The sequence below is a fragment of the Psychroserpens sp. NJDZ02 genome (genome assembly GCF_004843725.1).
Lineage (GTDB): Bacteria > Bacteroidota > Bacteroidia > Flavobacteriales > Flavobacteriaceae > Olleya.
On sequence record NZ_CP039451.1, the window covers coordinates 4,068,134 to 4,091,851 of the forward strand.

Sequence of the window (23,718 nt, forward strand, 5' to 3'; positions counted from 1 at the left end):
TAAAAATAATAAGATATAGTTAAAAAATTATAAAAATTTTGAGAAAAATAGAAACTAATTTGAAATATTCAAAATCAGTATTAGCCATGCTAATCGGATTTATGTTTAGTTGTTTTACTTTTGCACAAACACAATCTCCTTCAATTCAAACAGGTGTTACATTTCAGTGGTCAGCCGCGCAACCTAACAACGGAAGTTCTGCGATTATTGAGTCTATCACAATAGACGGTTTGTTATATAATACCTTTGTAGTTCCTACATCCTATGAAATGACAACATTAGGTCCTGACGGAAATGGTCCTAATAAAATTTATGAAAATGGCGCAACTATAGCTAGTACTAGTGCAGATCCAAATTGGAATAATAAAGCATTAAGTGCCTTTCAAGATAAAAATTTAAATCATTATTATTCTGCTAATCCAAATGGACGAAATGTATGTGGTAATTTTTCAAGAGCAGAAACTACAGATGCACAAAGACAAACCATTTTTTATAATGAGCCAATACCTTCCAATGATGGCGGAATTTTAGCCGTTACGGAAAGAGGTGGAAACAACTGTTATTATGTTGAAATATGGGGTATACCAGTTGGCGGAGGACCAGAACAACAATTAGGTAATACTTTTGTTAGAAACATAGGTGACAACTGGGGGTGTAATTTTGCACCTCCTATAAATGCTAACTCCGATTATTGGAGATCTGGACGCTGTAACGAAAATGGTCAAACAATTGCCATCGGTTTGTTTTATTTAAACTCCATTGCTCCAACTGGTTCTAAAATTACAAAAATCGAATTTGTTGGTGCCACTAGAGATCATGGTGATGGTAAATTTTTCCTTCTTCAAAAATATGCTGTTGATGACGATTTTGACGAATGTATAGATAACGAAATTAATGGAGATTTAAAGGATGTTGCTAATGTTCCAAATAATTCAACTTTTTCTGTAATTTCTGGCCCCTCACCAGCAGGACAATCTTTTAATTTAAACGCTAATGGTAATTACACTTACATACCTAATCCTGGTTACACGGGACCAGTAACCTTTGACTATAAGGTTTGCTTACCTTCTCCAAACCAAGCTGTTTGTGATGAAGCTACTGTGACTATAAATTACCAACCTTTACCTTCTGCGCCGGTTGTAGATATAAGCTGTAATAATAGTAATGATACAAATACTATTAATATTACCTCTCCCGTTGGTAGTCAATATACTTACAGTATTAATGGAGGTAGCCCGCAAAATTCAACCACATTTCCTAACTTAGTTCCTGGAAATTATAATATAAATGTTTATAATACCTTAGGTTGTACTAATGCTTCAACGACAACTATTAATAATGCCTTAGAAATTTCTAATATAGCAATATCAAACGCTATTTGTGGCACTGGTAATACTGGAAGCATTGACATCACTGTTGTAGGTGGTACTGCTCCTTATTCTTATGCTTGGAATAATAGTGTTGTAACTCAAGATAACAATAATATTCCAGCAGGAAATTATAGCGTTTTAGTTACAGATTTTAATGGCTGCGAGGCTTATATGGACGCTATTATTGTTGATTCGCCAGACAGTGAAAACCCTGTTATTACAGTACCTTCAACAATAACAATCGAGGGCTGCGAAGCTAATGACATAACAGTTGCTAATTCCGAATTCAATTATGGCAGTACTAACTCTAATAATGTTCTAAGTACATTCAATACACTTTCTAACTATAATGTCAGTGATGATGTTAATGTACAATCTGTAACTTATATTGATACCATAACTTCTACCGCTACTTGTACAACAGTTATAAAAAGAACTTTTACTGTTACAGACGATTGTGGAAATACGGCAACAGCAATTACAAACATAACGATTAAAGATACTACTGGACCAGATTTAAGTAGTTGCAATCTTATCTCACAAACTAATGAAGAATGCTCTAGTGCTAATAACAATACTATTGTAGACGATTGGAATGCTGCTAATATTAGTTTATTACAGAACTGTAGTACGGATAATTGTACTGTATCAGCTAACCTTGTTGTTACATCTAACTACTATTATTCTAATTTTATAAAGGATTGTGGAACTAGTGGAAGCATAACTGTTACCTATACTGTAAGAGATGAGTGTGATAATACATCTACAACTAGCGCTACTCTGACCATAGAAGATAATACGGGACCAGATTTAACTAATTGTGCTACTATAAATAAGACCATTGAATGCAATAGTACTTCAAACCAATCTGAAGCTAATGACTGGAATAATAATAATATTGCAGCTTTAAGAAATTGTGGAACTGACGATTGTGATATAGATTCAACAAATAATGTAACATCAAATTTTAATTTCTCTAATTATGTACCTAACGCATGTGGAGGAACTATCGAGGCAGAATACTCTGTAATAGATGATTGTGGGAATATTACTCTTATATCTGGAGTATTTACTATAATTGATACTACTCCTCCTAATTTTAATCAAAGCTTACCTGCTGATATAACTGTAACAGTTGATAACATACCAAATACACCAAATATAACAGCATCAGATAATTGTGGTAGTGCCTCTGTTAACTTTAATGAAACAGAATCTGGAGATGTATGTACTGGAAGCTATACGATTACAAGAACTTGGACTGCAACAGATCAGTGCGATTTAACGACGACGCATACACAAATAATAACAGTAACACAGCCTGTTATCTCTGCAACTATAACATCTGTAACAGATGTATTATGTAATAGTGAAGCAACAGGGAGCATTGACATCACAGTAACTGGAGGTAAATTACCTTATACATTTATTTGGAATGATGTTACCAATACTAATACTGAAGATTTATCAAATGTATTAGCTGGCGCATATAATGTAACCATAACTGATGCTAATGGGTGTACTACCTCTATTGGCGCAACTATTTCTGAACCAACGACTGCTCTTAGTCTAAATATAACTAAAGTAGATGCTACTACAGCACAAGGTTGCTCTAATGGTCAAGCAACAGCCATAGTTTCTGGAGGAACTTCAGGATATACTTACCAATGGAGTACTTCTGCTGGTAGTCAAACAACTGCTACTGCTATTGGACTATCTAACGGAACGCACAGTGTAACTATTACGGATGCTAATAATTGTACTATAACTCAAAGTATAGTAATAGAATGTGTTAATACTTGTGATGCCGAAATTGCAATTACTAATGTTAGTGATGTACTTTGTACTGGTGACACAACTGGCGCAGGAACTGTAACCGCTAATTCTGATGCTAATCCTAGTGCTACTTTCACTTTTACATGGTCGACAGGTCAAGTTAATGCAGGTGTATCAACTAGTACGTTAGCAAGCTTAGCTGCAGGTGTCTATTCTGTAAGTGTAACAATTGATGGGACAGTTTGTCAAGCTGTTGAGGCAACAATAGCTATTACTGAACCGAGTAACGCGCTTGCCATTACTGCTACAACTACTGACGAATTAGGGCCAACAACAAATGATGGGACAGCAACAGCGGTTGTTACTGGAGGTGTTGAACCTTATATCTACTCTTGGTCTCCCGGAGGAGAAACTACTAGTGCAATCACAGGACTTGCTGCTGGTAATTACACTGTAACAGTAACAGATGCCAATGATTGTATAGATTCAACTACTGTAACTGTTAATCCTGGTACATGTGACAATCTATCGGTAACAGGAACTTCTAGCCCAGCGGTTTGTTTTGGAGAAAGTAATGGAAGTGTAACAGCTACTGTAACTGGTGGATCTGGAAACTTTAGCTATTCTTGGGATACTCTTTCTAATACAACTACATCAGTTAACAATTTATCAGCTGGTGATTATACTATCACAGTTACAGATAATGTAACGCTATGCACTACAAATACAACTATAACTATAAACGAACCTAATATTTTAAGTTCTGCAATAGCTGTATCAAACATTTTATGTAAAGGAGATGCTACTGGATCACTAGACTTAGCAGTTAACGGTGGTAATGGAGCCTATACTTTCTTATGGAGCAATGGTGCAACTACTGAAGATTTAATAAATGTAATAGCAGGAAATTATTCTGTAACTATTACGGACTCTAAAGGTTGTGAAACGACAGATTCGGCAACAATTTTAGAACCTGCAACCAATGTTTCTGCTACTATTTCTACACAAACAGATATTGTATGTGAAGGTTTAGGCACAATTATAGTAGAAGGTGCGGGAGGTATTGCTCCTTACTCCTATTCTATTGATGGTGGTGTTAACTACCAAACTGATGGCACATTTGCTAACTTACCTAAAGCTAACTACACAGTAACAGTTGTAGACGCTAATGGATGTACAACAACAGTTACAACAGAAATTCTTATTAACTGTACAGATGCCATCACTGATATCAATAACACTTTCCAAGATCTACCAGTAACTGGAAACGTCTTAACTAATGATGAAGATTACGAAGGTGATACTCAAACAGTAACTGAGAATACGCAACCTGCTAATGGATCTGTAACTATTGATCCTGCTGGAAACTATACTTATACGCCTAACGCTGGATTTACTGGTGAAGATACTTTCACCTACACAATCTGCGATGATGGTAATCCTCAAGCTTGTGATACAGCAACAGTGTATATTGAAGTTTTACTTGTAAGTGGTCCTGGAAACGAAGCGCCTATCGCTAATGCCGATACCGCAACTACACCAGAAGGAACTCCTGTAGATATTGTTGTTCTTACTAACGATTTTGATCCTGATGGAGATACAATTACAGTTACTAACACAACAACTCCGGATAATGGAATTGTAACCGTAGATCCAACTACTGGTGTAATTACTTACACTCCTAATGATGGGTTTATTGGTGAAGACACATTTACGTATACAATATGTGATGATGCTGATCCTGCACTTTGTGATACGGCTACTGTAACGGTAACGGTTCAACCTACGGATTCGCCTAACACAACTAATGCTAATGACGATGCATACACTACAACACCTGGTGCTAATATATCTGATAATGTACTATTAAATGACAATGATATTGAAGGTGATAATCAAACAGTAACTGCTAATACTAATCCAACTAACGGAACAGTAACTATCGCGTCTAATGGTGTCTTTACTTATACGCCTAACTCTGGATTTACTGGTGCCGATTCATTTACATATACTATTTGTGATGATAATACTGACCAAGCTTGTGATACTGCAACGGTATATATTACAATTGGTGGTATTGCTAATACAACAGATGCCATCACTGATATCAATAACACTTTCCAAGATCTACCAGTAACTGGAAACGTTTTAACTAATGATGAAGATTACGAAGGTGATACTCAAACAGTAACTGATAATACACAACCAACTAATGGATCTGTAACTATTGATTCTGCTGGAAACTATACTTATACGCCTAACTCTGGATTTACTGGTGAAGATACTTTCACCTACACAATCTGCGATGATGGTAATCCTCAAGCTTGTGATACAGCAACGGTCTATATTGAAGTATTACCTGTAAGTGGTCCTGGAAACGAAGCACCTATCGCTAATGCCGATACGGCAACTACACCAGAAGGAACTCCTGTAGATATTGTTGTTCTTACTAACGATTTTGATCCTGATGGAGATACAATTACAGTTACTAACACAACAACTCCGGATAATGGAATTGTAACCGTAGATCCAACTACAGGTGTAATTACCTACACACCTAATGATGGGTTTATTGGTGAAGACACATTTACGTATACAATATGTGATGATGCTGATCCTGCACTTTGTGATACGGCTACTGTAACGGTAACGGTTCAACCTACGGATTCGCCTAACACAACTAATGCTAATGACGATGCATACACTACAACACCTGGTGCTAATATATCTGATAATGTACTATTAAATGACAATGATATTGAAGGTGATAATCAAACAGTAACTGCTAATACTAATCCAACTAACGGAACAGTAACTATCGCGTCTAATGGTGACTTTACTTATACGCCTAACTCTGGATTTACTGGTGCCGATTCATTTACATATACTATTTGTGATGATAATACTGACCAAGCTTGTGATACTGCAACGGTATATATTACAATTGGTGGTATTGCTAATACAACAGATGCCATCACTGATATCAATAACACTTTCCAAGATCTACCAGTAACTGGAAACGTTTTAACTAATGATGAAGATTACGAAGGTGATACTCAAACAGTAACTGATAATACACAACCAACTAATGGATCTGTAACTATTGATTCTACTGGAAACTATACTTATACGCCTAACTCTGGATTTACTGGTGAAGATACTTTCACCTACACAATCTGCGATGATGGTAATCCTCAAGCTTGTGATACAGCAACGGTCTATATTGAAGTATTACCTGTAAGTGGTCCTGGAAACGAAGCACCTATCGCTAATGCCGATACGGCAACTACACCAGAAGGAACTCCTGTAGATATTGTTGTTCTTACTAACGATTTTGATCCTGATGGAGATACAATTACAGTTACTAACACAACAACTCCGGATAATGGAATTGTAACCGTAGATCCAACTACTGGTGTAATTACTTACACTCCTAATGATGGGTTTATTGGTGAAGACACATTTACGTATACAATATGTGATGATGCTGATCCTGCACTTTGTGATACAGCTACTGTAACGGTAACGGTTCAACCTACGGATTCGCCTAACACAACTAATGCTAATGACGATGCATACACTACAACACCAACAACTTCGGTTATTGATAATGTACTAATTAATGATAATGATATTGAAGGTGATAATCAATCAGTAACCAGTAATACTGAACCAACCAACGGTACTTTAACTATTGCTCCTAATGGAGACTTTACTTACACTCCTAATCCTGGTTTCTCTGGCACTGATTCATTTACATATACTATTTGCGACGATAATACTGACCAAGCTTGTGATACTGCAACGGTATATATTACTATAGATGGTGTAGCTGGATTAAACGTCGTGAAATCTGCTATCAATGCTAATGGAAATACCTGTATTGTTGCTGGAGATTTAGTAACATATATATTCACAGTAACAAATCCTGGTGATTTACTTATTAACTCTATAACAATTACAGACACTTTATTAGGCGGTGACATTACTGCTGATGTAACTTTGACAGGAGACACCAATAACGATGGTTTACTTGATCCTTCTGAAACTTGGGTTTATACAGCTCCAAATTATACAGTAACACAAGAGGACGTTGATGCTGGTGTAATCTCTAACACTGTTACAATAAGCGGATTAGAGCCTGACGGATTAACAAGCTTAGAAACAAATGATACGTATGTAATTGATGAAAACAACTCAGAATTAAATTTCTGTACTCCAACTAATGGTTTAAACATTGTTAAGTCTGCTGAAATAGCAAACGGAGACGCATGTTTAGTAGTTGGTAGCGAAGTAACTTATACCTTCACTGTAACTAATACAGGGACTGTATCGGTTAACTCAATAACTATTACTGATGCATTATTAGGTGGTGATATTACTACTGACTTAGTGCTTGCTGGTGATAATAACACCAACGGTGTGATTGAGCCAACGGAAACTTGGATTTATACTGCTAATAACTATACAGTAACACAAGCTGATGTTGATGCTGGAATTATTACTAACACAGTAACTGTCGATGGTATCGAAATTCTTGGTAATACAGAGGTGACTGCTACGGATACGTATGTGATTGATGAAAACAATACAGATTTAACATTCTGTACTCCAACTAATGGTTTAAACATTGTTAAGTCTGCTGAAATTGCAAACGGTGATCTTTGTTTAGTAGTTGGTAGCGAAGTAACATATACATTCACTGTAACTAATACAGGTACAGTATCGGTTAACTCAATAACTATTACAGATGCATTATTAGGTGGTGATATTACTACTGCCCTAGTTCTTGCTGGAGATACTAACACTAACGGTGTAATTGAGCCAACTGAAACTTGGATTTATACTGCTAATAACTACACCGTAACGCAAGCAGATGTTGATGCCGGAATTATTACTAACACAGTAACTGTCGATGGTATCGAAATTCTTGGTAATACAGATGTAACTGCTACGGATACATATGTGATTGATGAGAATAATACAGAAGTAATGTTCTGTACGCCTACTAATGGTTTAAACATTGTTAAGTCTGCTGAAATTGCAAACGGTGATCTTTGTTTAGTAGTTGGTAGCGAAGTAACCTATACATTCACTGTAACTAATATAGGGACTGTATCGGTTAACTCAATAACTATTACAGATGCATTATTAGGTGGTAATATTACTTCTGACTTAGTGCTTGCTGGTGATACTAACACTAACGGTGTAATTGAGCCAACGGAAACTTGGATCTATACTGCTAATAACTACACCGTAACGCAAGCGGATGTTGATGCTGGTATTATTACTAACACAGTAACTGTGGATGGTATCGAAATTCTAGGTAATACAGATGTAAGTGCTACCGATACGTATGTGATTGATGAAAACAATACAGAAGTAACTTTCTGTGATCCTACATTTGGATTAAACATTGTCAAGTCTGCTGAAATTGCAAACGGAGACGAATGTTTAGTAGTTGGTAGCGAAGTAACTTATACCTTCACTGTAACTAATACAGGGACTGTATCGGTTAACTCAATAACTATTACTGATGCATTATTAGGTGGTAATATTACTACTGACCTAGTTCTTGCTGGAGATACTAACACTAACGGTGTAATTGAGCCAACTGAAACTTGGATTTATACTGCTAATAACTACACCGTAACGCAAGCGGATGTTGATGCTGGTATTATTACTAACACAGTAACTGTGGATGGTATCGAAATTCTAGGTAATACAGATGTAAGTGCTACGGATACGTATGTGATTGATGAAAATAATACAGAAGTGATGTTCTGTACTCCAACTAATGGTTTAAACATTGTCAAGTCTGCTGAAATTGCAAACGGAGACGAATGTTTAGTAGTTGGTAGCGAAGTAACATATACATTCACTGTAACTAATACAGGGACTGTATCGGTTAACTCAATAACTATTACAGATGCATTATTAGGTGGTAATATTACTACTGACTTAGTGCTTGCTGGTGATACTAACACTAACGGTGTGATTGAGCCAACGGAAACTTGGATCTATACTGCTAATAACTACACCGTAACGCAAGCTGATGTTGATGCTGGAATTATTACTAACACAGTAACTGTGGATGGTATCGAAATTCTTGGTAATACAGAGGTGACTGCTACGGATACATATGTGATTGATGAGAATAATACAGAAGTAACTTTCTGTGATCCTACATTTGGATTAAACATTGTCAAGTCTGCTGAAATTGCAAACGGTGATCTTTGTTTAGTAGTTGGTAGCGAAGTAACATATACATTCACTGTAACTAATACAGGGACTGTATCGGTTAACTCAATAACTATTACTGATGCATTATTAGGTGGTAATATTACTACTGACTTAGTGCTTGCTGGAGATACTAACACCAACGGTGTGATTGAGCCAACTGAAACTTGGATCTATACTGCTAATAACTACACCGTAACTCAGGCTGATGTTGATGCTGGTATTATTACTAACACAGTAATTGTGGATGGTATCGAAATTCTTGGTAATACAGATGTAACTGCTACCGATACGTATGTGATTGATGAAAATAATACAGAAGTAACTTTCTGTGATCCAACTAATGGTTTAAACATTGTTAAGTCTGCTGAAATTGCAAACGGAGACGCATGTTTAGTAGTTGGTAGCGAAGTAACCTATACCTTCACTGTAACTAATACAGGTACAGTATCGGTTAACTCAATAACTATTACAGATGCATTATTAGGTGGTGATATTACTACTAACCTAGTGCTTGCTGGAGATACTAACACTAACGGTGTCATTGAGCCAACTGAAACTTGGATCTATACTGCTAATAACTACACCGTAACTCAGACTGATGTTGATGCTGGAATTATTACCAACACAGTAACTGTGGATGGTATCGAAATTCTTGGTAATACAGAGGTGACTGCTACGGATACGTATGTGATTGATGAGAACAATACAGAAGTAACTTTCTGTACTCCTACTAGTGGTTTAAACATTGTCAAGTCTGCTGAAATTGCAAACGGTGAGGAATGTTTAGTACTTGGTAGCGAAGTAACATATACCTTCACTGTAACTAATACAGGTACAGTATCGGTTAACTCAATAACTATTACAGATGCATTATTAGGTGGTAATATTACTACTGACTTAGTGCTTGCTGGTGATACTAACACTAACGGTGTGATTGAGCCAACGGAAACTTGGATCTATACTGCTAATAACTACACCGTAACGCAAGCTGATGTTGATGCTGGAATTATTACTAACACAGTAACTGTGAATGGTATCGAAATTCTTGGTAATACAGATGTAACTGCTACGGATACGTATGTGATTGATGAGAATAATACAGAAGTAATGTTCTGTACTCCAACTAATGGATTAAACATTGTTAAGTCGGCTGCGATTGCAAACGCTGAGGAATGTTTAGTACTTGGTAGCGAAGTAACATATACATTCACTGTAACTAATACAGGGACTGTATCGGTTAACTCAATAACTATTACAGATGCATTATTAGGTGGTAATATTACTACTGACTTAGTGCTTGCTGGTGATACTAACACTAACGGTGTGATTGAGCCAACGGAAACTTGGATCTATACTGCTAATAACTACACCGTAACGCAAGCTGATGTTGATGCTGGAATTATTACTAACACAGTAACTGTGGATGGTATCGAAATTCTTGGTAATACAGAGGTGACTGCTACGGATACATATGTGATTGATGAGAATAATACAGAAGTAATGTTCTGTACTCCTACAGCATTACTTAACATTGTTAAAACAGGTGTTTTCAATAATGATAATGCTAACGACTGTACTGAAGTTGATGAAACAATAACATATACATTCACAGTAACAAACACTGGTACTTTATCACTAGAAAATGTTGTAATAACGGATCCTTTACTAGTTAATGCTGCAACACCTGTTTCAGTAACATATGTTTCTGGTGATTTAAACAGTAACGATGTTCTAGAGCCTACTGAAACTTGGATTTATACTGCAACGTATTTAGTTACACAATTAGATATTGATGCCACACAAGTTGTAAATACAGCTACTGCAACAGCTACAGTAATTCTAAATGGAGAAACAGTAACAGCTACAGGTGAAACGACTACAGAATTAATAGAAGATACCACACCGCCGAATGTTACAACTTGTGCGGTTCTAGATGAAACTATCGAATGTGACGGTGATAATAATGCTTTACTTGCAGAAACATGGAACGAGACTAATATTACAGCTTTAGAAAATTGTGCAACAGATGCATGTGATAATAATTTTACAGTAACATCTAATTATGACTTTGCTAATTTAGTATCTACTTGCGGTGCTAGCGGAACAATTGAAGTAGTCTACACATTAACTGATGCAACTGGAAACGCTACTACATTTACCGCTACTGTTAATATAGTAGATACTACAGGTCCTGAATTAATTACACCTATAGATTTACCAACAAGTGTTATATGTTCTAACGTTCCTGAAATACCTGAATTAATATTTGAAGATAATTGTTCTATAACTGATGTTGAAGTTGTGTTTGAAGAAACAACAACATTCACTGGATCTGAAGAGATGTACGATATTACATGGACTTGGACAGCAACTGATAACTGTGACAATGACACAGTAATTACACATACAATAAATGTGCTTACAGAAAATTTCACAACACCATTAACTGCTGATCGATGTACCGAAGACGGCCTATTAGATTTATACGAATTCTTACCTGAAGATGCTGACACAGACATCGAATGGGAAGTTGTAACTGATGGAATAACAATCGTTAATGGAATTTTTGACCCTCTTGAAGTTGAAATCGGTGATTATGTCTTTACCTACGCAACATTAAATGGAGGATGTTTAAACACCTATGAGTTGACAATTTCTGTTAATGAAGACTGTATTGTTCTTCCTTGTGGAGAAGATGACTTAAATATATCTAAAGCCGTTACACCAAATGGAGATAGCTATAACGAGTTTTTCACTGTTGGTGGTGTGGAGCAATGTGGATTTATAATAGACTTAAAAATATTTAACCGTTTTGGTGACATTGTTTTCGAATCTAGAGATTACCAAAATGACTGGAATGGCGAAAGTCCAAGTGGATCTGTTGGATCTGCAGGAAGATTACCAAACGGAACATATTATTACGTAATCAATATATTAGATAGTGGAATCAAACCAATAGCTGGTCCTCTTTACTTAGGAACAAAATAAAAACTATAGATGAAAAAAATAAAAATATATAGTATTGGAGTTATATTACTGTTTAGCTGCTTAAATGCATTAGCCCAACAGTTACCCCAATTTTCTCAATACATGTTTAACACTATTGCTATTAATCCTGCCTATGCAGGAAGTAGAGAAACCATTAGTATAGTTGGTTTACATAGAAGTCAATGGGTTGGATTGGCAGGAGCACCGACCACTTCTACCGTGTCTATTCATGCACCTATGAAAAATGAAAAAGTGGGATTAGGACTATCAGTCATCAACGACGAGTTAGGCTTTGAAAACTTTGTCTATGCATACGGAGACTTTTCATACACTATTAACTTATCCGAAAAAACTAAATTAGCATTTGGGTTAAAAGCCGGCTTTACACATTATAATTTGGATCAAGAAGGTTTTTTAGATGATCCTACAATATCTGTAGATCCTTTCTTTAGTAACTTTACTAATAAATGGAATCCTAACATTGGTGTTGGTGCATACTTACATCAAAATAAATGGTATGTTGGTTTATCTGCCCCAAGAATATTAAATACAGACTATAATGAAAGTTCTTTAGACCCTGAAGTTGACTATGTTGCTTTAGAACGTGTTGGATACTACCTAACCGGAGGTTATGTTTTTGATTTAGATGAAAACACAAAACTTAAACCTTCTGCTTTAGTTAAAGTAACTAATGGTGCTCCAATTTCATTTGACCTGAGCGCTCATGTTCTATTTAACGAAACATTTTGGTTAGGGGGAAGTTATAGATATAACCGAGATACTTCTACCATTGGAGCTTTAGCAGATTTTCAAGTATCTCCACAAATGAGAATTGGTTATGCTTACGAACATTATATTACAGACCTGAGACCATATACAGGCGGAACACATGAAATACTATTAATGTTTGAAGTTTTCAAACCTACAAAACGTGTAAAATCACCTAGATATTTTTAAAATGAAAATAAAAATAATTTCTTACATTCTACTTGCATTGTTTATGCAGCAAGCTGTTGCTCAAACAAAAGTAGCTGATAATTTTTTCAGAGACTTTTCTTATGAAAAGGCAGCCGAACTATATAAAGAAGCCTTAAAAAAAGAAGATAGCACTGAATACATCCTGAAAAGAATAGGAGACAGTTACTTTAATATTAGTAAAGTTGAGAAAGCTGAATTCTGGTATGGTAAAGCCATTGAAAAATATCCTTCCATTGATACTGAATACATCTATAAATATGTACAAACACTAAGAAGCCAAAAAAAATACGATTTGGCTAATCAATATTTAAGAGATTTTAAATTAAAAAACAACAAGGATAAACGTATTAAGGATATTGATATTTTTAATATTGAAAATTATAATCAGCTTACCAACACTGAAAAAGTATATGTAAATATAGAAAACCTGCCATTAAACACTAGTTATTCTGATTTTGGTGGATATGAATACAAAAACACACTATACTACTACTCTACTTGGGTTAAAGACTCTATAGTTGACGAAAAAGATTTGTATGATTGGAATAATGAGCCATTTCTTAATATTTTCCAATCTGAAACAAAAATAGAAAAAGAAAAAGAAACTAAAACATATGGAGAACCTACAAAATTAAACTCCACTGTAAATACTTTGGATGATCACGAAGGGCTAGTAGCTATTACTAATGATGGTCAAACCATGTATTTTACAAGAAACAATGTTTCTAAAAAAGACAGACGTAGATATTCAAAAGAAGGAACTTCCAATTTAAAAATATATAAATCTACATTATTAGAGAATAAATGGACCAATGTAACCGAATTACCGTTTAACGATGCTGCCTATTCTTGTGGAGCACCCGCTTTAAGCCCAGATAACAAAACGTTATATTTTGTATCGGATATGGACGGCGGTTTTGGTCAAACAGATCTTTATAAAGTCACCATCAAAGAAGATGGTACTTACGGCAAACCTAACAATCTAGGAGCAGAAATTAACACAGAAGGAAACGAGAAATTTCCATTTGTAGCTAAAGATTCAACATTGTACTTTTCAAGTGATGCAAATTTAAATTTAGGATTACTTGATATATTTGAAACTAATCTGCTTAAAATTAAAAAAAATGATTCAACCGAAGTATATATTAAAAATCTAGGCGCCCCATTTAATAGTCCTTTTGATGATTTTTGTTTCTTTATAGATTCTGAATCACAAACTGGTTATTTTTCTTCCAATCGTGAAGGCGGAAAAGGAGGAGACGATATTTATGCTTTTGGTAAATATCAATGTAAACAAATTGTTTCTGGTGTTGCTTATAATAAATTATCTGGAGAACCACTATCTAAAGTAAGTGTATCATTATTAGATATAAACGGAAAAGTTATAGAGACTTATTTTACTGACAAAGATGGTAAATATGAATTTACGGGTATCGGGTGTGATAAAACTTATACGATATTAGGAGAACGTGTTATTTACAGACCTGACAAAAAAGGATTTTTAACCTCTCCTATTGATGGAGAAACAACTACAATAGATCTTTATTTAGACCCTTTAATTATAGAGAACGAAATAGTTATCAATCCTATCTATTTTGATTACGATAAATCCTTTATTAGAGCTGATGCCGCTTACGAATTAGAAAACGTAGTAGCTGTAATGAGAGAACATCCAAAAATGATTATTAAAATTGAATCACATACGGACAGTCGTGGACGTGATGCTTATAATTTAAAATTATCAGACCGTCGTGCTAAATCTACACGAGACTATTTATACTCACGCGGCATTGAAAACAGCAGAATACAAAGTGCAATTGGTTATGGTGAAACACAAATACTAAACCAATGTACTAATGGCGTAAAATGTACAGACAAAGAACATGAGGAAAATAGGCGATCTAAGTTTATTATAACAAATCAATATAAATAGTAATAAAAAAGCCTTTCTAAATTCAGAAAGGCTTTTTTATTACAAAACGGTAAACGACTTAAAGGAAACTATCCACCTTGCGATACAGTCCATCACAAGCTATTCTAATAACAAGAATGTCTCTCATTTGTTTATACCGCTATAAGTAAGCTTATAATACACAGAACTAGTACTTAAAATTAAGAATCTACCTGTTTGCCTATAAACCCTTTTGTCTGAAATGAAAAGCAACAAGATAATAACAAAAATCAAAAACCTGAACAATTCATGTATTGTTCAGGTTTTTGATTTATACTTTTGAAGTGATTACTTAGGAAGTACTTAAATAACTCCTTTTATTTTTTCATAAAAATGTTTGTAAAATACCATTTATTATTCTCTCCTAATTCTGCTGAAATTTCAAAGTCTGTATAATCACCTTCTATATTCTTTCTGTGTCCTTCACTATTTAACCAAGCATTAACTACTGATGTTGCACTAGAATAACCATAAGCAACATTTTCCGAAACCTTTACTGCATTTGCATTATTCACTAAATAAGATTTTCTAGTAAAAAAGTGATCATGATTAACTTCACTTATATCTGTCATATAATCTGTATGACTAAAAGCTTGTCCTTTTATAAGTTGATGATTAACCAAAGTATTTAAGCCAATACTTATTCTGTGTTGATTTATAAGTTCTAAAATTTCAGTTTCAATTGCTTTAGTTTCGGGAATAACCATAGCGGTACTGTCCATTTCAATAGTATCATCTAAACTATCAGTAGAGCAAGATGTTAAAATTATTGCGAAGCAAAAAACAGTCATTATATAGGTAAAAGTTCTCATTTTTAAAGAGTTAAGTAGGTTTGGGACTCTAAAAATAGAACAGCTATAGTTAACAGACTGTTAAAGAAATGTTAAAATCGATTAAAAACGTGTTTTTAATCGATTTTAACTGCATTTAATCGGTAAAACACACTAACCGAATACATGTAAACGGATAAATCATGGTGATAAACGACTTTTTACCCAGTTAAAATCGGCATCTAAGTTATATAAAATTCTATCGTGCAAGCGGTTAGGTCGTCCTTGCCAAAATTCAATGGAAATAGGTTTAACTATAAAGCCACCCCAAAACGTTGGTCTCTCTATCTCCTTACCTTCATAATCAAGTTCCAACTGTTTTAATTTGTTTTCCAAAACTTCTCTATTCTCTACAATACTACTTTGATCAGAAACAATCGCACCTAATTGACTCCCGCGCGGACGTGATTCAAAATAACCATCACTTAAATTGGCTGCAATTTTTTCTGCCTGACCTTTAATTATTATTTGTCGTTCTGCGCCATGCCAAAAAAACGATAAACACACATTTGGATTATTAAGTATCGCCTGTCCTTTTTCGCTATCATAATTAGTATAAAAAATAAACCCTTCATACGTGAATTTTTTAAGTAGTACGACTCTACTTTTAGGAAATCCATCCTTACCAATTGTCGCGACTGTCATAGCATTAGTTTCGTCCTCAGGAAAGTGTTGATCCACCTCATTAAACCAAGACCTAAAAAGCTCTAACGGATTTTCTGGTGTGTCTTTTAGTAGTAATTCTCCTTTTTCGTAAGTTCTTCTATAGTCGCTTAAGTCTTTTTCCATAACATTTAATTATATGTAAATTTACAGGTTTTTCACTATATTTAGACTATGATATATTCTCAACTTTTAATAAGTTTTATTCTTATTATTTTTGGTTTTCTAGTGAAAAAATATCCAGATTTGATCGCGGGATACAATACATTAAGTCACTCCGAAAAAGAAAAAATAGATACTAAAGGATTAGCCTCCTTTTTACAACGCTTATTAATAGGACTTGGAGTTTTCTGTTTATTCACCTATTTACTATTGAAAATATGTAATGTAAATGATAATAGTATCCTTTACATAAATAGTGCACTATTAATTAGTGTACTTATTATTAATCATTTTATAGCCAATAAACGTTTTAAACTTTAAAACTCAAAGATTTTTCCATCATCTCCAAGTTTCACGTTTTCAAAAATGGATTGTGCCTCTGTTTTAAAAACATTCAAATCGTCATAACGTGTAGAGTAATGCCCTAATATTAATTGCCCCACATTAGCCTGTTTAGCAATACTTGCAGCTTGTTTTGCAGTACTATGTTTAGTCGGAGCAGCTAATTTAGCGTTTTGCTCTAAAAAGGTAGATTCATGATACAATACATCAACGTCTTTAATTATCGGTATTATTGCCTCACTATATGCCGTATCACTACAAAAAGCATAACTTTTAGGCTTATTAGGTGGTAGTGTAACAGATTCGTTTTTAACAAGTACTCCAGCTTCATTTGTAACATCAAAGCCTTGCTTTAACTTTCGATAATAAGACACATCAATATCTTCATTCAAAACAGCATTCATGTCTAGCTTTCTATCTCCTAACTTTTCTTTAAACAGAAAACCATTAGTATAAATACGATGATCTAAAGGAATAGTGTGTACTTCTACTTTATCATCTTCAAAAACAATTTCTGATTCTTTATTAGTTAACTCATGGAATGTCAACTTATAATTAGTCCAAGAATTGGCTAGTTTCATCTGAAGCGTTATTACCTCTTTTAATCCTTTTGGGGAATGTATGTGTAATTCGGTATCACGTCCTAATAATCTAAACGTTGAAATTAACCCCACTAAACCAAAAAAATGGTCTCCATGTAAGTGAGAAATAAAAATATGTTTTATCCTATTAAACTTAATCTTATGCCTACGCAGTTCAACTTGTGTTCCTTCACCACAATCGATTAAAAATATATGATTATTTATTTCTAAAACTTGAGACGTCGGATTTGTAAACGTACGTGGTGTTGCACTATAACAACCTAAGATATTTAATTTCATTAGATAAGAATAATTACTGTTTTAAAATGAGACCTGATAAAAGGGCAAATACGATTTTTACAACCCTAAATCACGTTCCATAACTTCCATTTCTATAATATCGTAAGCTTCTTGAAGTGTTGGTACGATTATAATTTCGTCTGGAGTTTTATCCGTATCAATACCTTCATTAACTATAACAAAAGAATGCTTTGTTGCGCGGTGTTGGTTAGAGACTCTTAAAAACTCAATAACATCTTCTAATGCCACTACTTTAATCGTATTTAAATTAACAATAATATTATTGTTTTTAAATTTTGGATATAATGTTTCTATTTTTTTTACTAATTCTATAACCGAAGCATTTTCTTGGGTTACTACAATTAAATTTTCATTTTGATCTATAATCATAACTATTGTTTTATTTTGGAAGCTAGTAAATAGATTACTGCCATTCTAACTGCTACTCCGTTTTGTACTTGATCTAAAATTATGGCTTGCTTAGAATCGGCAACATCACTAGTAATCTCTACACCTCTGTTTATTGGTCCAGGATGCATTATCGTGATTTCCTTATCTAAACTATCTAGTAACTCTTTATTAACTCCAAATTGTTGTGTATATTCTCTTGTTGATGGAAAATAACTAATATCCATACGTTCATTTTGAACCCGTAGCATATTGGCTACATCACACCAATTAAGTGCTTTTCTTAAGTCTGTTTCTACTTTGACACCTAACTTATCAATATGTTTTGGTAGTAAAGTCTTAGGGCCACAAACCATAACATTAGCACCTTGTAATTTTAAAGCATATATATTGGATAAAGCCACGCGGCTATGTAAAATATCCCCGACTATCACAACGTTTTTACCCTTAACACTGCCCAATCGCTCTCTTATAGAATAACTATCCAATAGCGCTTGCGTAGGATGCTCATGCGCACCATCTCCCGCATTGATGATACTTGCATTAACATGCTTCGATAAAAACACACCCGCTCCTGGATTAGGATGACGCATAACTACCATATCCACTTTCATGGAAAGAATATTATTTACTGTATCTATTAAGGTTTCTCCTTTCTTAACCGAAGATTGAGAGGCTGAAAAATTAATAACGTCTGCAGACAATCGTTTTTCTGCCAATTCAAATGACAATTTTGTACGTGTAGAATTCTCGAAAAATAAATTGGCAATGGTAATATCACGAAGGGAAGGCACTTTTTTAATAGGACGATTAATCACTTCCTTAAAATGATCAGCTGTCTTAAAAATAAGCTCTATATCCTGTATATTCAGATATTTAATTCCTAATAAGTGTTTTACACTTAACTCGCTCATATTATATAGTATTCAGGTGGTAGTCAAAACTACCAGTTAATCTTTTAGTTTAAATCTAAGCAACACTAGTATTACGTGTCCAAAAGTCTGTTCTAACTTCTAATCAGATAGACTGCATCTTCTCCTTCATTTTCAACCCAATTCACTTTAACTTTTTCATTGTTTATAGCATCTACTTGGCGTCCTCTATAATTAGGTTGTATTGGTAAATGTCTACTAAAACGTCTATCAATTAAAGTTAGTAATTCAATTTCTGACGGGCGTCCAAACGATTGAATAGCAGTTAGGGCAGATCGTATACTACGTCCTGTATATAATACATCATCGATAAAAACTATTTTTTTATCCTCAACGTCTACATTAATTTCAGTAGTATTTGCTTCCAGTGGTGTGTCTCCTCTTCTAAAATCATCTCTATAAAACGTAATATCCAGATGACCAAGTTGTAAGTTTTTGATTTTATAGTCCTTTTTTAGCATAGATGCTAAACGGTTAGCCAAATACTTACCTCTAGGTTGTATACCAACTAAAACGGTATTAGAAAAATCATTATGATTTTCGATGAGTTGACAAGCCAATCTATGTAGAATGATGTTGACTTCTGTAGCATTAAGTAGCACTTTTTGACTCATAGTGTTCCAAACGGGTTTGGTAAACAAAGGTAAAGTAAATTATTATAAGTTGAAAGGTGTTTTTGTATCAAAAAAAAAAGCCTCTCATTTCTGAGAGGCTTTTAATATTGATAAAAACTTTAAAGCTTATACTTTTCCGTCCATTTTATCTTTTAACGCTTGTAAAGCTTCGTTAGCATCACCTAAAGTTGGTTTAGCTTCGTCAGCTTGAGACGCTGCCTTTTTAACAGCTGCTTTTACATTTGCCATTTCTTCTGCTTTAAATATAGCAGTATGAGAAGCAACAACACGTTTGAATTCTTTGTTAAATTCGATAATCTTGAATTCTGCAGAATCACCTTTCTTTAACATCTTACCGTCTTCTTTTTCAAGGTGACGAGATGGTACGAAAGCAACGATGTCTTCGTTAAATTCAATAGTAGCTCCTTTATCTACAACATCAGCAATTTCAGCTTTGTGTGTTGTACCTAAAGCAAACTCAGTTTCGTATTTATCCCAAGGATTATCAGTTGTTTGTTTATGACCTAAAGATAATTTACGTCCTTCAACATCTAACTCTAATACTACTACATCTAATGTATCACCTACGTTACAGAACTCAGATGGATGTTTGATTTTCTTAGTCCAAGATAAGTCAGAGATGTAAATTAATCCATCAATACCTTCTTCTAATTCAACAAAAACACCAAAGTTTGTAAAGTTACGTACAATACCTGAATGCTTAGAACCTACAGGATATTTAGTTGTAATATCTGTCCATGGATCAGCAGATAATTGCTTGATACCTAATGACATCTTACGATCTTCTCTATCTAAAGTTAAGATTTGTGCGTCAATTTCGTCACCAACTTTTACAAAGTCGTTAGCAGAACGTAAATGAGTAGACCATGACATTTCAGACACGTGTACTAAACCTTCAACTCCTTCTGCAACTTCGATAAATGCACCGTAATCAGCGATTACAACAACTTTACCTTTAACTTTATCACCTACAGCAACAGTTTCTCCTAAAGCATCCCAAGGATGTTTAGATAATTGCTTAAGACCTAATTGGATTCTAGACTTATCTTCATCAAAGTCTAAGATTACAACATTTAATTTTTGATCTAACTCAACAATCTCATTTGGATGGTTAATACGTGACCAAGATAAATCTGTAATGTGAACTAAACCATCAACACCACCTAAATCAATAAACACACCATAAGAAGTAATGTTTTTAACAACACCTTCTAATACTTGTCCTTTTTCTAGTTGACCAATAATTTCTTTCTTTTGCTCTTCAATATCAGCTTCAATTAAAGCTTTATGAGAAACTACTACGTTTTTGAATTCGTGGTTGATTTTCACAACTTTAAATTCCATAGTTTTGTTTACGTACTGATCGTAATCTCTAATTGGCTTAACGTCAATTTGAGATCCTGGTAAGAATGCTTCGATACCAAAAACATCTACAATCATACCACCTTTAGTACGACATTTAACAAAACCGTTAACGATTTCTCCAGTTTCATTAGCTTTGATTACTCTGTCCCAAGCCTTAATTACACGAGCTTTTCTGTGAGATAATACTAACTGTCCTGTTGCGTCTTCACGTACATCAATTAATACCTCAACCTTGTCTCCTACTTTTAAGTCTGGATTGTATCTAAATTCGTTTAAAGAAATAACTCCTTCCGACTTAGCGTTGATGTCAATAATTGCATCACGATCTGTCATGTGCACTACTGTTCCTTCAACAACCTCATCATCTAAAGTATCTACGAAATTTTCTGATACTAATTTTTCAAATTCTTTTAATTGAGAATCTTCAACCTCATCAATTCCTTCTTCGTAATTGTGCCAGTTAAAATCTGCTAAGAATTTTTCAGGGTTTGCTTGAGCTTCAGATACTACTGGAGCTGCTTTTGTTTCTGCTGCTGCTTCTTGAGCTGCAACTTCTGCTTGTTTTGCTTTTTCAGCCATTTAAATAATTTTAATAATGTACTTTTAGCTTTCGCTGAATTAAATACACTATGTTTTTGTATTCTGTTATGTTTAGAAGATTTAGACGCTAACACACAGAAGTGTTATAAATAAAATTGTTTTAATCCCTTTTCATCTTTCTGGTAGGCGTTAAAAAGGAGTGCAAAAATACTACTTTTTACTAATACAGCCTAATAGTAATATAAAAATATTAAAAGACTGACATTCAATAGGCTACAAATATATTAATTATTCTGAATAAATGTATTTCAACTGATAAATCATACACTTTATCTAAACCGCCCTTAAATTTAAATTTAGTTTTTCAAACTGCTATTTTAATTACTATCTTTAATGAAGAATTAACAATTAAAATTAAATTACTTATGGCTTTAAGAGCAAAATATCAAGGTGTACTTGACTTAGGAGAAAAATTAAAAATCGCTAACGGTGACGTTACTGAAGAAAATGGTGTATTAAAAGTTAAAGGAACTGCTAGTACGCAATATGAGAAAAACTTAATGTGGGATGCAATCAAAGCTGCAGGTGGAGATAGTCCTTCAGACATTATGGCAAATATTGATGTTGCAGATGAGAGTCTTTATGCAAAACATACAGTTGTAGGTGGAGACACTTTAGGTAAAATAGCTAAACATTACTATGGTAATGCAGCAAAATATACTGCTATCTTTGAAGCTAACAAGGATATCTTAAAGAATCCTGACATGATCAATGTGGATCAAGAATTAAAAATTCCTAATTTATAGGAATTTAATAATACATTACAAAAAGCGAATTGTTAAGCGAAAGCCAACAATTCGCTTTTTTTTATACCTTACAATTTAATTAGGCTAAATCATCTAACGTCTTATTAACTAAATTAAGCACAGCGTCAAATTGCGCTTCTAAAGTCAGATCAGAATTATCAATCTCTATAGCATCGTCTGCTTTTACTAAAGGTGAATCTTCCCTATGCGAATCTATATAGTCACGCTCTTGAACATTACGCAATACCGCTTCATACTTAACATCGTCTCCTCTACCAATCAATTCATCAAAACGTCTTGTCGCACGCTTATCTGCAGATGCTGTCATAAACAGTTTTAATTCAGCATAAGGAAACACTACTGTACCAATATCACGACCATCCATAACAACACCTTTGTCTTTCCCCATTTTTTGTTGCTGTTTAACTAACTGGTAACGAACTTCTGGTATCGCTGCGACTTTACTAACATAACTAGAGACCTCTAATGTTCTAATCTCTCGTTCTATATTTACGCCATTTAAATACACTTCTGCAAATCCTAAAGCAGGATTAAATGTAAAGCTAATCGTAATCTTATCTAAATTAGAAACCAAAGCAACTACATCAAATTGGTCTTTATCTATCCAACCATTCTGCATCGTATATAAAGTTACAGCTCTATACATGGCACCAGTGTCTACATAAATGTAACCTAAGTGTTTCGCTAATTGCTTTGCTACTGTACTTTTTCCTGTTGATGAAAAACCGTCTATGGCTATGGTAATATTTTGCACTTGTTTTATTTTAGAATGTAAAAATAGGAATTATAATTTGGAACTATAAGGTCCGCATTGCGTGGTTTTATAA

At 34.2% G+C, this 23,718-nt stretch carries 13 protein-coding genes; 5 read left to right on the forward strand and 8 right to left on the reverse strand.

Annotation, left to right across the window (positions count from 1 at the left end):
* Positions 1-38: 38 nt before the first annotated feature.
* Genes E9099_RS17955 through E9099_RS17965 form a run of 3 tightly spaced genes read left to right on the forward strand, consistent with a single transcriptional unit; the run spans position 39 to position 15,288 of the window.
* A complete protein-coding gene (locus E9099_RS17955) occupies positions 39-12,377 on the forward strand; it encodes an Ig-like domain-containing protein (protein ID WP_136584883.1) in 12,339 nt (4,112 codons plus the stop codon).
* 9 nt (positions 12,378-12,386) lie between these two features.
* Positions 12,387-13,334 carry a type IX secretion system membrane protein PorP/SprF gene (locus tag E9099_RS17960; protein ID WP_136584884.1) on the forward strand — a complete coding sequence of 316 codons (948 nt, stop codon included), beginning with the start codon at positions 12,387-12,389 and terminating at the stop codon, positions 13,332-13,334.
* A 1-nt stretch (position 13,335) separates the two neighbouring features.
* Entirely contained in the window at positions 13,336-15,288 is a 1,953-nt protein-coding gene (locus tag E9099_RS17965; RefSeq protein ID WP_136584885.1) for an OmpA family protein, read from the forward strand.
* A gap of 335 nt (positions 15,289-15,623) precedes the next feature.
* On the opposite strand, the gene E9099_RS17970 is transcribed toward E9099_RS17965, so the two are convergent.
* Both E9099_RS17970 and pdxH read right to left on the reverse strand, forming a co-directional pair.
* Positions 15,624-16,118 carry a CAP domain-containing protein gene (locus tag E9099_RS17970; RefSeq protein ID WP_136584886.1) on the reverse strand — a complete coding sequence of 165 codons (495 nt, stop codon included), beginning with the start codon at positions 16,116-16,118 and terminating at the stop codon, positions 15,624-15,626.
* Positions 16,119-16,277: 159 nt separating this feature from the next.
* Complete coding sequence (gene pdxH, locus E9099_RS17975) at positions 16,278-16,925, reverse strand: pyridoxamine 5'-phosphate oxidase (RefSeq protein ID WP_136584887.1); 648 nt, start codon at positions 16,923-16,925, stop codon at positions 16,278-16,280.
* 48 nt (positions 16,926-16,973) lie between these two features.
* On the opposite strand from pdxH, the gene E9099_RS17980 reads away from it, so the two are divergent.
* The gene (locus E9099_RS17980; RefSeq protein WP_136584888.1) at positions 16,974-17,282 is read left to right on the forward strand and encodes a DUF3784 domain-containing protein; all 309 of its coding nucleotides are present in this window, start codon (positions 16,974-16,976) and stop codon (positions 17,280-17,282) included.
* Here the strand turns inward: E9099_RS17980 and E9099_RS17985 are convergent.
* The 5 genes from E9099_RS17985 to rpsA form a co-directional block, all read right to left on the reverse strand.
* Positions 17,279-18,184: a ribonuclease Z gene (locus E9099_RS17985; protein WP_136584889.1), complete on the reverse strand. Its 906-nt coding sequence runs from the start codon at positions 18,182-18,184 to the stop codon at positions 17,279-17,281. The genes E9099_RS17980 and E9099_RS17985 overlap by 4 nt on opposite strands.
* 57 nt (positions 18,185-18,241) lie before the next feature.
* Complete coding sequence (locus E9099_RS17990) at positions 18,242-18,574, reverse strand: ribonuclease Z (protein WP_136584890.1); 333 nt, start codon at positions 18,572-18,574, stop codon at positions 18,242-18,244.
* A 2-nt stretch (positions 18,575-18,576) separates the two neighbouring features.
* Complete coding sequence (locus E9099_RS17995; RefSeq protein WP_136584891.1) at positions 18,577-19,506, reverse strand: aspartate carbamoyltransferase catalytic subunit; 930 nt, start codon at positions 19,504-19,506, stop codon at positions 18,577-18,579.
* 92 nt (positions 19,507-19,598) lie between these two features.
* A complete protein-coding gene (gene pyrR, locus E9099_RS18000) occupies positions 19,599-20,138 on the reverse strand; it encodes a bifunctional pyr operon transcriptional regulator/uracil phosphoribosyltransferase PyrR (RefSeq protein WP_136584892.1) in 540 nt (179 codons plus the stop codon).
* Between the two features lie 126 nt (positions 20,139-20,264).
* Positions 20,265-22,103 carry a 30S ribosomal protein S1 gene (gene rpsA / locus E9099_RS18005; RefSeq protein ID WP_136584893.1) on the reverse strand — a complete coding sequence of 613 codons (1,839 nt, stop codon included), beginning with the start codon at positions 22,101-22,103 and terminating at the stop codon, positions 20,265-20,267.
* Between the two features lie 386 nt (positions 22,104-22,489).
* On the opposite strand from rpsA, the gene E9099_RS18010 reads away from it, so the two are divergent.
* Positions 22,490-22,870 carry a LysM peptidoglycan-binding domain-containing protein gene (locus E9099_RS18010; RefSeq protein ID WP_136584894.1) on the forward strand — a complete coding sequence of 127 codons (381 nt, stop codon included), beginning with the start codon at positions 22,490-22,492 and terminating at the stop codon, positions 22,868-22,870.
* Between the two features lie 79 nt (positions 22,871-22,949).
* Here E9099_RS18010 and cmk read toward each other — a convergent pair whose 3' ends face one another.
* Positions 22,950-23,645: a (d)CMP kinase gene (gene cmk, locus E9099_RS18015; protein WP_136584895.1), complete on the reverse strand. Its 696-nt coding sequence runs from the start codon at positions 23,643-23,645 to the stop codon at positions 22,950-22,952.
* Between the last annotated feature and the right edge of the window lie 73 nt (positions 23,646-23,718).

Excerpts from the sequence above, each read along its gene's own strand:
- E9099_RS18010 (WP_136584894.1), top strand. The coding sequence starts at position 22,490 with ATGGCTTTAAGAGCAAAATATCAAGGTGTACTTGACTTAGGAGAAAAA.
- E9099_RS17980 (WP_136584888.1), top strand. The coding sequence starts at position 16,974 with ATGATATATTCTCAACTTTTAATAAGTTTTATTCTTATTATTTTTGGT.
- E9099_RS17990 (WP_136584890.1), bottom strand. The coding sequence starts at position 18,574 with ATGATTATAGATCAAAATGAAAATTTAATTGTAGTAACCCAAGAAAAT.
- E9099_RS17960 (WP_136584884.1), top strand. The coding sequence starts at position 12,387 with ATGAAAAAAATAAAAATATATAGTATTGGAGTTATATTACTGTTTAGC.
- E9099_RS17965 (WP_136584885.1), top strand. The coding sequence starts at position 13,336 with ATGAAAATAAAAATAATTTCTTACATTCTACTTGCATTGTTTATGCAG.
- E9099_RS17995 (WP_136584891.1), bottom strand. The coding sequence starts at position 19,506 with ATGAGCGAGTTAAGTGTAAAACACTTATTAGGAATTAAATATCTGAAT.
- pyrR (WP_136584892.1), bottom strand. The coding sequence starts at position 20,138 with ATGAGTCAAAAAGTGCTACTTAATGCTACAGAAGTCAACATCATTCTA.
- E9099_RS17985 (WP_136584889.1), bottom strand. The coding sequence starts at position 18,184 with ATGAAATTAAATATCTTAGGTTGTTATAGTGCAACACCACGTACGTTT.
- rpsA (WP_136584893.1), bottom strand. The coding sequence starts at position 22,103 with ATGGCTGAAAAAGCAAAACAAGCAGAAGTTGCAGCTCAAGAAGCAGCA.
- pdxH (WP_136584887.1), bottom strand. The coding sequence starts at position 16,925 with ATGGAAAAAGACTTAAGCGACTATAGAAGAACTTACGAAAAAGGAGAA.
- E9099_RS17970 (WP_136584886.1), bottom strand. The coding sequence starts at position 16,118 with ATGAGAACTTTTACCTATATAATGACTGTTTTTTGCTTCGCAATAATT.